At 43.3% G+C, this 12,824-nt stretch carries 15 protein-coding genes and 4 pseudogenes; 16 read left to right on the top strand and 3 right to left on the bottom strand.

Annotated features, from left to right (window positions below):
• Nucleotides 1-178 precede the first annotated feature (178 nt).
• The 14 genes and pseudogenes from HH682_RS04140 to HH682_RS04080 all read left to right on the top strand — a co-directional run bounded on the left by HH682_RS04140 (nucleotide 179) and on the right by HH682_RS04080 (nucleotide 9,919).
• Nucleotides 179-1,438, top strand: a complete 1,260-nt coding sequence (locus tag HH682_RS04140; protein WP_214236361.1) for a tyrosine-type recombinase/integrase — start codon at nucleotides 179-181, stop codon at nucleotides 1,436-1,438.
• A gap of 94 nt (nucleotides 1,439-1,532) precedes the next feature.
• The gene (locus HH682_RS04135) at nucleotides 1,533-2,378 is read left to right on the top strand and encodes a hypothetical protein (RefSeq protein ID WP_214236360.1); all 846 of its coding nucleotides are present in this window, start codon (nucleotides 1,533-1,535) and stop codon (nucleotides 2,376-2,378) included.
• A 93-nt stretch (nucleotides 2,379-2,471) separates the two neighbouring features.
• The gene (locus HH682_RS04130; RefSeq protein WP_214236359.1) at nucleotides 2,472-2,687 is read left to right on the top strand and encodes a helix-turn-helix transcriptional regulator; all 216 of its coding nucleotides are present in this window, start codon (nucleotides 2,472-2,474) and stop codon (nucleotides 2,685-2,687) included.
• On the top strand, nucleotides 2,687-3,157 hold the full coding sequence (locus tag HH682_RS04125) for a hypothetical protein (protein WP_214236358.1): 471 nt from the start codon (nucleotides 2,687-2,689) through the stop codon (nucleotides 3,155-3,157). The genes HH682_RS04130 and HH682_RS04125 overlap by 1 nt, the downstream gene beginning before the upstream one ends.
• Before the next feature lie 15 nt (nucleotides 3,158-3,172).
• Nucleotides 3,173-3,523: pseudogene (locus HH682_RS16010) on the top strand (antA/AntB antirepressor family protein); the annotation flags it as partial.
• Between the two features lie 27 nt (nucleotides 3,524-3,550).
• Nucleotides 3,551-4,381 (top strand): annotated as a pseudogene (locus HH682_RS15725) (DUF927 domain-containing protein); the annotation flags it as partial.
• Between the two features lie 312 nt (nucleotides 4,382-4,693).
• Complete coding sequence (locus tag HH682_RS04110; protein WP_214236357.1) at nucleotides 4,694-5,113, top strand: single-stranded DNA-binding protein; 420 nt, start codon at nucleotides 4,694-4,696, stop codon at nucleotides 5,111-5,113.
• A 475-nt stretch (nucleotides 5,114-5,588) separates the two neighbouring features.
• Nucleotides 5,589-5,957 carry a tlde1 domain-containing protein gene (locus HH682_RS04105; protein ID WP_214236356.1) on the top strand — a complete coding sequence of 123 codons (369 nt, stop codon included), beginning with the start codon at nucleotides 5,589-5,591 and terminating at the stop codon, nucleotides 5,955-5,957.
• Nucleotides 5,954-6,307 (top strand): hypothetical protein, encoded by a 354-nt coding sequence (locus HH682_RS04100; RefSeq protein WP_214236355.1) that lies wholly within the window; start codon nucleotides 5,954-5,956, stop codon nucleotides 6,305-6,307. Before HH682_RS04105 ends, HH682_RS04100 begins: the two co-directional genes overlap by 4 nt.
• A gap of 409 nt (nucleotides 6,308-6,716) precedes the next feature.
• Nucleotides 6,717-7,577 carry a baseplate hub protein gene (locus HH682_RS04095; RefSeq protein ID WP_214236354.1) on the top strand — a complete coding sequence of 287 codons (861 nt, stop codon included), beginning with the start codon at nucleotides 6,717-6,719 and terminating at the stop codon, nucleotides 7,575-7,577.
• A 7-nt stretch (nucleotides 7,578-7,584) separates the two neighbouring features.
• Complete coding sequence (locus tag HH682_RS04090; protein ID WP_214236353.1) at nucleotides 7,585-7,845, top strand: hypothetical protein; 261 nt, start codon at nucleotides 7,585-7,587, stop codon at nucleotides 7,843-7,845.
• A gap of 513 nt (nucleotides 7,846-8,358) precedes the next feature.
• Nucleotides 8,359-8,586, top strand: a complete 228-nt coding sequence (locus HH682_RS15720; RefSeq protein ID WP_250318547.1) for a hypothetical protein — start codon at nucleotides 8,359-8,361, stop codon at nucleotides 8,584-8,586.
• On the top strand, nucleotides 8,583-9,407 hold the full coding sequence (locus HH682_RS04085) for a hypothetical protein (RefSeq protein ID WP_250318546.1): 825 nt from the start codon (nucleotides 8,583-8,585) through the stop codon (nucleotides 9,405-9,407). Before HH682_RS15720 ends, HH682_RS04085 begins: the two co-directional genes overlap by 4 nt.
• Nucleotides 9,404-9,919: a hypothetical protein gene (locus HH682_RS04080; protein ID WP_214236352.1), complete on the top strand. Its 516-nt coding sequence runs from the start codon at nucleotides 9,404-9,406 to the stop codon at nucleotides 9,917-9,919. Before HH682_RS04085 ends, HH682_RS04080 begins: the two co-directional genes overlap by 4 nt.
• Here HH682_RS04080 and HH682_RS04075 read toward each other — a convergent pair.
• From HH682_RS04075 to HH682_RS04065, 3 genes are all read right to left on the bottom strand, one after another.
• The gene (locus tag HH682_RS04075) at nucleotides 9,916-10,332 is read right to left on the bottom strand and encodes a hypothetical protein (protein WP_214236485.1); all 417 of its coding nucleotides are present in this window, start codon (nucleotides 10,330-10,332) and stop codon (nucleotides 9,916-9,918) included. The two genes, HH682_RS04080 and HH682_RS04075, sit on opposite strands and share 4 nt — an antisense overlap.
• Nucleotides 10,333-10,939: 607 nt before the next feature.
• On the bottom strand, nucleotides 10,940-11,173 hold the full coding sequence (locus HH682_RS04070; protein WP_092675423.1) for a hypothetical protein: 234 nt from the start codon (nucleotides 11,171-11,173) through the stop codon (nucleotides 10,940-10,942).
• A complete protein-coding gene (locus HH682_RS04065) occupies nucleotides 11,173-11,655 on the bottom strand; it encodes a DUF2778 domain-containing protein (RefSeq protein WP_092675426.1) in 483 nt (160 codons plus the stop codon). Before HH682_RS04065 ends, HH682_RS04070 begins: the two co-directional genes overlap by 1 nt.
• An 80-nt stretch (nucleotides 11,656-11,735) precedes the next feature.
• Between HH682_RS04065 and HH682_RS04060 the strand changes: the two are divergent.
• Together HH682_RS04060 and HH682_RS04055 are read left to right on the top strand one after the other, a co-directional pair.
• Nucleotides 11,736-12,314 (top strand): annotated as a pseudogene (locus HH682_RS04060) (YPO3983 family protein); the annotation flags it as partial.
• Nucleotides 12,311-12,774, top strand: a pseudogene (locus HH682_RS04055) (DUF943 family protein). The pseudogenes HH682_RS04060 and HH682_RS04055, both read left to right, overlap by 4 nt.
• Nucleotides 12,775-12,824: the final 50 nt, after the last annotated feature.

The following is a 12,824-nucleotide window of genomic DNA, read 5'->3' as shown; positions in this document are numbered from 1 at the left end:
AATCACCCACCCGCACCAAATCCTCATAAGCCGCGCATTGTCGCGGTTTTTTATTATCAACAGCTATCATAAAGACGCAACAAAGCGCACGTTTTCCGTGTACATAGAGGTGTGCATAATGGTATTTATGTACATCGATTTATGTACACACTCCTATTCAATGTTCAGGTATTCGCAAATGCCAAAATTAACAGATATGCAGATCCGCGCATGGATTAAGGCTGGAGAGCGTTTCGAGGGGAAAGCGGACGGTAACGGCTTATATCTCTGCTTCCCCAAAAACTACACCGCACCATTCTGGCGGTTCCGCTATAAATTCAGCGGCAAATCACGCTCAATGATGATTGCGTCTTATAGCGAGCTTTCACTATCGAAAGCCCGTGATATGGCGAAAGAATTATCTGCACGGGTATCTTTGGGCTATGACGTTGCCGGAGAGAAGCAGGAGAGGAAGGCCGATGCTATCAAAAAGATGGAAGCCGAGAAGAACGCCAAGAAGTTTCACCAACTCGCAGCCGAGTATTTTGAGAGCCAAATACTAGGGCGTTGGAAGCATCCCGATATTCTCAGACGCAGAATCGACAAAGATATAAACCCGAATATCGGCAGTATGAAGGTAGAAGACGTTAAACCCCGCCATATTGATGACATGCTAAAAGGTATTGTGAAGCGTGGTGCGCCTACCATAGCAACGGATGTTCTACGCTGGACGCGCAGAATCTTTGATTACGGGATTAAGCGCGAGTATCTAGAAGTAAACCCATGTTCAGCGTTTGAGGTGTCTGATGCTGGCGGAAAAGAGGTTAGCCGTGATAGATGGCTGAACCGTGATGAACTAATCCGCTTATTCCAAGGGATGCGAACTGCCAAAGGCTTTAGCCGCCAGAATGAACTCACCTTTAAGCTATTACTGGCCTTATGTGTCCGTAAAATGGAGTTATGCGCGGCAAGGTGGGAAGAATTCGACTTAGATAACGCAGTCTGGCACTTACCAGAGGAGCGTAGCAAGAACGGTGACGCAATAGACATTCCACTAGCACCCGTAGCCGTTGAATGGCTTAGAGAGCTTCATACTTTTTCGTGTAACAGTAAGTTCGTCTTACCCGCCCGTAAGATGCAAAACAGGATGATCCCACATATTCAGGAATCAACTTTACCCGTAGCACTGGCAAAGGTTCGGGCAGAGCTTCCTGATGTTCCAAACTTCACGATACACGACTTTAGACGGACAGCGAGAACACACCTTGCGGCGTTAGGTGTAGATCCGGTTGTGGCTGAAAGATGTCTTAATCACCGTATTAAAGGCGTAGAGGGTATCTATAACCGACACCAATATTTTAACGAACGCAGAGCAGCATTAACGCAATGGGCTGACTTGCTGGTGGCATTGGAAGCTGGTACAGAATACAACGTAACGCCGATTAGAAAGGCGCAGTAACGGAATAGATTGAGCCTAGCCTGACGGGGCGAAAAGCGGCAAACCTTACCGCCTGACTCAATCCCTTTTAAGGTTTAACGTTATAGGTGACGTTATGGCTCTACCGTTAAGAAAATACTATCCATTGAGTAAAGCAGCACTAGAGCTAAATTGCGGCGTAGATGACTTATTACATTTTGCAGCAATCGGAGTTTTACAATTATGTGTTCATATAAACATAAAGAGAGACAAAGGTGATACTGCATACGTTAGTGCTTCACTTAGTGACGATTTATTCGAGCAGTTAAATTGTGGCTGGAATGAACGAGGCCTTACGTACATAACGGATATGAACAATATCGAGGAAAGTTCATCGTACCGTTCATTTATGTTACATGAAGCAGATGACAACGATGATCCTGACGGTCTTATAGAAAATGCTAGAGGTTGGTTTGGTATAAATCATACGGAATTATCATCCCCAGAATTTGAAATTACTCAGGCTGCAAATGTAGTTTCTTTAACCATGCTAAGGGAACATTTCAATTTGAAGCATGATAAAAATACGCCTAACACAGAGGGATACAGTCCTAGCATTATTTTTTTTGACAGAGAAAGATTGTTCTCCATAGATGACTTCGCCATAACAAGGTCTGAACTTGAGCTTTTAAGAAATGGGGGTATGCCAATATTAAATTCTATGTTCGGCAATGAGCTTATAACTCAAGAAAAGATAAGTAAAAAAGTTGGCATGAAAACTATCAATAGCCAAGGGGCATTTATAAAGTCATTACTCTATTTGATGTACTCAGATCAGGATATGCTGGATAGTCGAAGGAAATTCATTGATGACCCTGAAAGTGAGATTGTCAAAGATTTCGACAGTAAACGCCTGAAACTGCCAGCAGGTAAAACTATTGAAGCATGGTTAAAAACATGCGATTTACCGATTAGGGATTAGGGAATATTCCAGCCGGATTTTGGAATATTCCAACCCAGTTAACCCATAAAAAGCATAATCCCCTAACACCAACTATCACAGGAAATTAGGGGCATGACCGTACAACAAGCCGCACAAACAGCAATTCCCACAACCGGCTACATACGCCGCTTTCGCTTACCCGCCTTGCTAGGCGTATCTATGCCGACTATTGACCGTTGGATTAAGAACGGCACATTGCCGCGCCCTGTAAAGCTGACAGAGAGCGTCACCGCCTTTGATGCGGTAGAGATTAACAACTGGCTGGCAAAGCGGAAGGGGGCGATTTAATGGACATAAAAAAAGCCACCTTGTCACAGATGGCTCATTCAGATATTCGCGGAGATGATTCTACATTTATCACTACGATTATCAAGCCAGCTTTGAAAGTAGAAGCGTCATGTAGTGTAATTCTTCGCAACCCGCAAGGACTAACCGCACTCGATACAAACGCACGTTCAGTTTCCGACTTTGACCAAAACGGAACAGGTTCAAAATTCTTCACCACCTGTCTGCATAGCGATATATCGAAACTCCGCAACCAGTACCGCTTAGATATTGTGGGCGAGAGTGAGAAATATATTTCGCGTCATGGCTACTCTACGCACTTCACACGCTACCGACTCGCAGACCGTAGCGCAGCAGAACGAGCGTTAAAGCTCATTAATATCTGGCGTTCACAGCGCGGAGAGGAAGCAATCACCGAAGCCGAGGCACAGCGTTTAATTAACCAGTACCCAGAGAAAGCAGCAGCCAACTAACCGGAGATTACCAAAATGAAAAAAAGCGAATTAAGTTTCGAGGTATCCCCACGCCCTGAGCACGTTGCGGGGGTATTTAAGCCAGAGCTTAACGGCGAGCCTCAAAGTGTATTTAGCGACCTGATACCTGTTATTTCCGGTCAAATCGGCGGGCGTGATTCCAATATTGTAAGCGCGAAAGCACTTCACGCAGCATTAGGCGTAGGTAATGACTTTTCAACATGGATTAAAGGACGCATTGAGGAATTCGAGTTTGTACTAGGTGACGACTTTGTGATTTTTGATTCCTCAGAATTCAGGAACCAAAGTACAGATTTTAACCACTCTGGCGGTGGTTGGGTTACAAAGCGCGGAGGTGATCGGCGCAGCAAAGACTATGGCCTAACAATCAACATGGCTAAAGAACTGGCAATGGTTGAGCGCACCGAGCAAGGCCGAGCCGTCCGCAAATACTTTATCCAATGTGAAGAAGCATTATCACGCACCGCGCCAGCTATCGCGGCTAACTATCGCCAACACTTGAAGGCCAGAATCAAAGCCGCAAGCAACTTCAAGCCAATGTGTGAAGCCCTCGACTTATCACGCGCAGAACATGGCAAAGCAACCCTACCCCGTCATTACAGTAATGAGAGCAACATGATTACCCGCATTGCTTTAGGTGGCCTGACCGCTAATCAATGGGCTTTGTCGAACGGACACCCGAAAGAAAAAGCGCGTGATTATATGACCACTGACCAGCTTGAACACTTAGCCAATGAAGCCGCCGCCCATAATGACGGATTAATGCCGCTGGACGAAGTAGGTCAAGGCGCAGACCCGGTAAGCGTTTCACAATCTGCCTATGCCCTATTTAATGGCGTGGGTAAGTTACAAGGGGCTAAGGAAGGCGGGAACCGTGACTTAAAACGCTGGCGCACAATGGCGATTAGTACCGGGGAAATGGACATGGAAACCTTTATCGCCACCAGCGGCAGAAAGACCAAGGCCGGGCAACTGGTGCGACTGCTCAACATCCCCATGAGTAAATCCGTACGGTTTCACGAATACCAGACCGGAAAGCAACACGCTGACGCGCTCAAAGATGCCTATAAAAATCATTATGGTGCTGCGGGGCGCAAGTGGATTAAATGGCTAGCCTCAAACCAGAGCCAAGCCGTTGAGACTATCCGCGAATGTGAAGAACGCTGGCGAAACATGATACCCGCTGATTATGGGGAACAGGTTATCAAAGAAAGTCGCCCCGAGTAGATGGCAGACAAATAAACGTGGTTGTTCTGAGCTTCATGCCAGAGGAGAGCGAAAACACAGAATAGTTTTTTTCATGTGCGTAGTTTTTATGTTGGTTCAGTTAGTTCAGTTGGTTCATTTATTTATTAGCATTGATTTATAAGGATTTTACTCCTGAGAGTGAACCAACACTGAACCAACAATTGCCCATTTTGAACCAACATTGAACGCATAGAATTATGTATGGCTGGCAGTGAACGAACAATTGAACCCGTGACACAACGTAGAATTTAAAGGAAAGGTGAATTTATGACCGCACAAATCTCAGCACATGGGCGTATCGTGGCAGAGGTCACCACGCGCACCACAGCAAACGGTAAAGAAATGGCAATGGCACGACTCGCGGTTAATCTGCCATGTAATAACGCAGACGAAGGACAAACGACCTATTGGCTAGGCATTGTGGCGTTCGGTAAACAGGCCGAGGCACTAGCGAAGCACTCAAAGGGCGACATGATAAGCGTGTCCGGTAATATGCAGTTGAACCAATGGACAGGGCAAGACGGCGTTAAGAAAGAACAGGCTCAGGTGATTGCTGATTCCGTTATCAGTGCTAAGACCGTGCGACCGTCCGGCAAAAAGGCCACCAGCAACCCGGCAACGAAACCACAAAGCAACGTTCCGCCTGAGTATGAGAACTACCCTTTTAACGATGAACCGGAGTTTTAACCATGACCGACAACAACGAAGCCAAACGCCCTGTATTATCGTTAAAGCGCAAATCAGCAACGAAGCCAGCCGAAGCCGTGCAAACGCCACAGAAGCCCGTACAGGCGGCAGGATAGAGGAAAAACACAATGAAGAGGAACTGAAGCCGTTCTAATTCCAGCCTATTCTGTTAATAGCCGGTAGAAATTTTGCGTAGCCCTGAGAAAGCAGTATCAGCAAATTGGAGGCGTTAGGATTTTCTTTTTATTTTATAAATTGAATTGCTATTTTCAGATAAAAAATTGTTTTAGCGCAATTTATATTAATTTTTTTTGATTAGGATTTAATGTAGTGGTGCTAATTAGTTGGCGGACAATCATTGTCGGCTTCAAAGACAATAGGTGTCACATCATCTTAGAGAGTTATCATAAACGAGTTCTCTCCAAAGAAATTCGATATAAAAATTTAATATTTTATCGCTAGGAAGGAGCAAGTTATGACATGGGTATTCCAGCAAAGTACAGGAAAGCTTAAAAGAGATGGCAATTTTGTATACCAAGGATATGCAGGAAAGGGCGATGGCAAGGTTAACCCTAACATGGAAAGGGTTCCAAATATCGGCCCGCTACCCAAGGGAAAATATACTATAATAGGCCATCCATTTCGTCACCCTCACACTGGCTCATATTCAATTAGACTACAACCAGATTCGCATAATAAAATGTTTGGCCGTTCAGGATTTTTAATTCACGGAGACAGTAAAAAGCACCCAGGAGAAGCTTCTAATGGGTGTATTATTATGCCATTGTTAATCAGGCAGAAAATTTGGACTAGTGGAGATCGAAACCTTGAGGTGGTCAAGTGAGAAAACAACTGAAATCAGCATTATTCTTTTTAGCTCTAACGCCTTTATTTGCATCTGCAAAAAATTCATCTAATGACTGCCACTCATGGCCAATGAATATGGCGGAAGTTTGGCTTAAGAACTCGGGATTCATTAAAATACCTGATATTAATGAGTCAAGGACAGAAGTGAAGCTGTTATCTTCAGAGAAAAAGCCTCATAACCTGTATACAAATATATTCAAGTTTGTTTTTTATACTAAAGACCATAAAAAATTTGAAGTGATTACTCAAAATGATGCTTCTGATGATGAGTGCTCAATAACCGAAGTGAACAGCTACCTAGTGTCACATAGCTCTATAAATTACTAACTCTTTTCGAGAAAGATTAATAAATTTAGTTAGGTAGCGCTATCTTAACATCGTCTAACGCATATTATTCAAAAGCCCCCATAAACATACTGGGGGCTTAAGAAATAAAATTGACCTAGTTACCCTTTTAATATTAAGACACAATTATTTCCTACAGCAGCACCGCATGGGGATAGCCAAACTCAACGGGCATGCATTTATAATCAAGTCATAAACCCACCAAGGCCGCAGTCTAGCAGCTTATTACTTTGATTTAACTATTCGATCCTCACTATCAAATGATCGTTTCATAAATCGGCATAAACATATTAATCATTTCAATAATTACAATTATAATGTCTGTATAAATAACCAACACAGCAAACAATCACCATGACTAAATCAGAACTAAAACCCGTGTTACTGAGTCGTGAGCAAATCGAAGCCCTGCACCCGCATTCGCGTTATCGCTGGCTACAAGGGAAATCCTGACCAATTCGGCAACTACCCTGACGAGAACATCGGCCTGATTTTTAATGGCGACATCCGATTCTCTATCGCAGGGCAAGATAACATTACTGATTCGTGGATACGCTTACAGTGCCTCGATAGTTGGGAAGGTCATATGAAAGCAGCAGTGAGTACAACTATTGCGGCTGGATGGACGTTTAACGATGTTTTCCGCGTTGCCATGAACAGCTACGCACCCTATGGAATTACCGCGGGAGAGGTTACCACCTTTCCTGACACGGTATTCCCCCGTGCTAAAACGCTTCACGCCTCAACCAATGAAATCATCAATGACCTTGCTCGGCAATGTGACGCGCACTGGTGGTACGAAGATAACAAGGTACATATCGTCAAAGAGTCGAAGCCCATCGATAACCTAGTGGTGCTAAACGCTGATACTGGCCTTATCGGCAGGCCGCAGCAGACGATGGGGGCTGGCGTTAACGTACGCTGCCTGATTAACCCGAACATCAAACTAGGTGGCCTTATTCGATTAGACCAGGGTTCGGTATATCGCACGGCGCTAACGACTGAACAGATTGCCAACTCACAGGGCGGAGCGATTACGCAAACAGAATCAGGCGGGAATATCTACGTTAATGGCATCACCGGGGCGCAGCCGGCCGCAATAAATACCGATGGCGATTACTTCGTGGGCAGTATCGACTACACAGGCGATACACGGGGGCAGAACTGGTATATGGATCTGCTTTGTCTGGCTAAAAATGCGAATGCTCTTGATTCGCAATCGACAATCGCTCTGGTTACTCAACCTCAATAGGCTAACGATGAAGAAACTACTCGCACTACTCATACTTGCACCACTTACCGCCAGTGCCTTTCAGTGCGGGGGCTTTAACGTTCATCTCGACCGCTATCAATCAAGCATCAGCGGCGACCGAGTGAAGGTACTAGGCCAACAGTTCAATGGTGCGCCCCGTGATTACGATAATTCAATCATTACGCTGTTACCCGACTCAATCACAGTGACCGACCGGATGTATAAGATACCAGCGAAACGACGCTTTTTCCTTAGCAGATTCCGCTAATGGTTCGCAGTTCGCGCTCAGGTTCGCAGCTCTAGTTCGCATTTACAGCGCGAATCTTTAAGATGGTACGCAGTGAGGTACGCAGCATTAGTACGCATTTTCAGTGCGTACCACACACCATATAAACGAGGCCAGCCATGACAATTAACCAACAATCAAGATGGGGTGGAAAGCGCAAAGGCTCAGACGCACCGATGGGGAATACTAACGCTGTGAAGCACGGAGAGAGGAGCAGACAGGCTTTCTTCCCGTTAGTAGTGCCAGAGCACTTCACTGCCAGAGATAGCAACAGAGCGCATAATCTAATACTGGCGAAACGATGGGCTGAACTGTATGCCATTAACCCACCCCCACGCACTGAACACTATCGGGAAATGAAGCTGCAAGATACGCTTCACTTGTAATACAAAACAAATACTGTATATTTATACAGTTAAAATGTTTAAATGATCAGTAACATGATTCTAACTAAAAGTATTACATGAATGTTTTTAATTTATTGGATTAGTTTTCATGCTGGAAGAGCAAGCAATAATAACATTTTATAAGATCGATAAGGCTGGTTATTACGCACACAACAGTAAAGAGCCATCGTTCGGAAATATTAGTGAAATTTTAGTAGATTTAGAGTCATGGGCTGGTTCTAAGGAGCTTAAGCAAACAAAAACATATGAAGCTAACGAAGATAGATACCCATGTTATCTTGTTGATGCAAAAAAATTGGTAATGACTGGGGATTGATCTTATGGAATCAAATACCATCAAATGGTCAACAAATCCCGTCTATTAGTGAAACTTCCAAATTTGGGGTAGACCCATCTGTAATCTTGAATCCATTACAGGAAGGGAGCATACCGGGATACGCAACATATTTTTGGTTTTTAACTGACAGAAATCTATTAGCAACAGTAAAACTTCATAACAAATTAACCTCCCAAGGATCTCTACAGCATTACATCCATTGTTTTCTTAAAGGGTCATCTGAACATGTCGTAGCCAAAGCAGTTACAAAGGAAGATGGTAAAGTAGAAGTTTGTATTAGTGGATACAAAAAAGATGTAGCCGACGAACATGAAGTCCAAAAGCACTACAACCCTGGATTTACTACCAGTTTAGTTAGGAACAGGGGGAAGCATGATATTATTAGGCAAAATGCCAACAATATAAAAAAAATTGAAAGAGTAATTGAGCTAGATGTAAGTAAACCTGAGCAGCTAGGGCTATGGCAGAAAATGTTACAATTTAGTCGCTTAGGGGGTAATAACAGTCAATATGCAGATACTAGCACTAAAGTTAGGTATACCTTGTCTCCACATGTAACCTTGGAAGATTTAAACGCTATGATTGATGACTGGGAATCAGATCCTAACGAAGTTAACGATTATGGTTTTTATCTTGGTGGGGAATCAAACCGACCTTATTGGCTGAGTAAGTCTCTGGCTCGTACTGAGTTCGGACTGAATATTGAGCGAGAAAATGTAGAATTTGTCCAGCTCAACTCCCTACTTAACTCATTGGTTAGTAAGAAAGTCGAGATACTAAAAGGCGCAGGTATAATATGAAAATTAGAGTTCTCATTGGGAGTTTTTGCCTAGCAATAATTTTATTATCAGGCTATCTAGGGCGAAATATCGCCTTTAATTCCCAATGGCCTCTGTTTGAAGCCTTAAGAACCACAGCCTCGATTATCTTTGCTGTTGTAGGTGCATGGTTCGCAATAATCTATCCTGATAGACTAAAAAAGTCTTTCCGCGGAGGGGCGTCAGATAATAGTGGACCAGGTATACATCGCCTTTTTACGCCGATTGTCCATTCAACAGCTATTCTAGCCACTGTTTTAGTAACTGGTATTGTGGCCCCCTTACTTCAGCAATTCGATTGGATACTCGAACATAGAAATATTTTCAGAGGTATATCCTATGGGCTTCTAGTTCTATTGACTTTGTGGCAACTACTTACCGTGTTATTTAGTTTGATAGGCCCCGATATGATTAAGAGGCATATATCGCGTCAAGATAGGGCCGAAGAAGCAGCTCAGGCTATTTTACCTAAAAAAAAGGAAAAGAATGACTAGTCTCGTTTATTTCGGACACTAATTAATTTCTTCCACGCACTATATATATCCTTGTTCCACGCCTTACCCGCCCTAGTCTGATAACCTGCCTCGTTAATCCTTTGAGCAATCACACGTCCATTGTCAAGACCCTGCTTTATGGTATCTGCCACCACTTGAAGTACAGCCGCCTCATTGTATGGATGTGGAGGGATGCCCTGCTTGCCACTAATCAACGCAGCAGCAGCCGTTTCCATGCGCTCGACTAGGGCAATCATCCGGTGATCGGGATTATTATCTGGTTGGCTGAGTTTATGGCGTATAGCGTCAACGAGCCACGCAGTTTTATCGTTGCCGGACTCACTCACAGCATTGGTAAATGATTCGACCAGTTCAGCGGGAACGCGGAAAGTAACGGACAGTGATTTGCTCATAATAACCACCAGCAAAGGGAGATAATGAGTAATTTTACCACTGTAAGACGATGTAAGACAGTAAATAAGCCGTGATAATGTTGGTTCACTCATATTCAATGTTGGTTCAAAACGCATTTTGGTTGGTTCACTTTTTGAGAAAAATACTAATTAAAACAAACGTCTTTACAAATTGAACCAACTGAACCAACTGAACTAACGTGTTTTTCTATATTTATAATAAAGCGTGAGTGAGCAGTGATGATTTCAAAACCGGATTAAAGAGAGGTGAAGCTATTTTCGTAGCTTCGGTGATGGCCTACGAAACTATCGTAAGTACATACGAAAGACCTACCGACAAATCAGGCGGCAGTTTTACCTTTAATGGGTATTTACATTTACTTGATCACCCTTTCGCATTTTACTTGATCAGGCATTGGCAAATTATTTGGACACCTCCAACAGAAGTTCCGATGGTGATTGCAGAAGTCTGACACTACGCCCATACAATCAAACCTTTTGCAGGGTAAGACAAACAAGAAAAAAGCTAGACGATGGTCGCTACGCTCCCCGTGATTGTTATATACCCACCACGGGGGCATTAGGTTTTTTATGGTTGAATAATAGCTTACGAGTTTCGACGAATACACAGAACACAAATGAGCATGGATATGATCAGCGCAATCCAAAATGTAAAATCAAAGAGTAAATCAGTTGTCTCTTCCACTCCTACTGTATTTAACCACGATGCCAGATAATCAGTGACGTTTGGCCACAACAGAGAAATTAGTTTGCCAATGACAAAAAACATCACCACCGACAACACGAGAAAACCCAATATACGCTTAATCCATTTGAGCATTAATCAACCCTTATTGTGCCGTAAGCCATTAGAAGCGAACCAGGAACATTTATCATACTGGTTTTAAGAAGACGATTGCGAAGATAGTCAAAATCAGTAATATGGCTGAGCGTAATACAGCCTTCACTAAGTCCACGCGGACCAATTGGATGTAACCTAAAATTACCTCGCCGCACACCTTCAATAAATGTATAGTCGTCGATCTTACCGTCTCGGCGATACAGAGAAAACCACTGACTACGATCTGTGCCATAGGCATACTTCAGAGCAGCTTCACGAATTGAACTCAAACGCCCACCTGACTGACGCCCGATGATGTAATACGTTCCCTGCGGAATAGGTCCAATATCAGGAACGCTTGTTAGGCTAGCATTATTGCGACCTTGCCTCTGACCAGAAAAAGCAGGGAACCTACCAACGCCGCTACATGTAAGCAAAGACGTTGGCATGCCGTTGTTGGTGAAAAAACACGTTATTGCCATAACTATCCCTTGTATTTAAATTCCAAAAGTCACATATATTTACCATAAAGCCTTCTTGGGCGAACCGCTCATATGAGCCTGAATTCCGCGATTTATCGCGCCTGTTCTCGATTTATGGCCCGTACAAACACCTGATCGAAAAGATGATCACCCATATGCAGAACGACAACGGTACGCCGTTTCGGGATATGCTGCTGGATAGTGCTTTGAAGGAGCAAATTCTCAGTGATAATTCGACAGAAAACAGTACGCGCTTGCGGTTAGAGAAAGCATTTAATACTTTTATAGACTGGGAAAATAAATGTTATCCAGCAAAAGAAAAAGACAAATTAATAAAAGTCATTCTGGACAGTAAATTGCCTAAATTCGACAGATTCCAGGATAATATTAACGGGATGGGTATTACGGTTCATGATACCTGGGCAACACACATCACTATGAAATCGCTACAGGTTGATAATGACCGCTACCGAGCGGTGGTGCATTACAAAATCCAGGATCACTTTGGCCTTGATATTGACGATATTTCAAAATTCAAGTTCAACCAGTTTCGCTTTTTTCGTATCTGGTTTGTTCTACAGCGATACAATCAGTTTGGTTTTAAGCCCTTTATGACCAACATGAAAGCTACCATAGAAATTACTGGAGACCGCAAGTGAGAATAAAAAATAGGAAAACTATTGCCTTGCTCACCTTGGCTGTCTGCGTATTGCTTGGTTACTGGCTTTGGCTATCACTGCGTCCGGTGGAGATTGTCGCAGTACATAAAGATGGAGAGTTTAGCTCTGTCTTGGTAAGAAACTTCCCGTTTACTGATAGGGGGAAAATTAGCTGGTGGCTGAAAAATAAGGGCATGTTGAAAGAAAAATATAATATTCCGCAACCTGAAAAAATGGTTTTTTCTCTATAGTCTTCTGGGATTTTGCAAATGGCTACAAAGAGCGAGATAAATACGACAGGCGGTGCTTTGAGGATATGCAACCACCGTTAAATTGCATTGATAAGAACAGAATTTTTTCCATATGGAATACCCAAAATAACAATATTTCATTCGGTGTTGACGACGGCGAATATACCATGAATGAAAACGGTGTAATAGTAAGAAATGAATCAAAGTAACAGCATAACTTTGACCGTAATGTAGTAAAATCCCCAAGAGGCTATCTCGA

Origin of the sequence: Rosenbergiella gaditana (assembly GCF_018494065.1) — a bacterium.
Lineage (GTDB): Bacteria > Pseudomonadota > Gammaproteobacteria > Enterobacterales > Enterobacteriaceae > Rosenbergiella > Rosenbergiella gaditana.
This window is presented reverse-complemented; position numbering and strand designations above follow the sequence as displayed.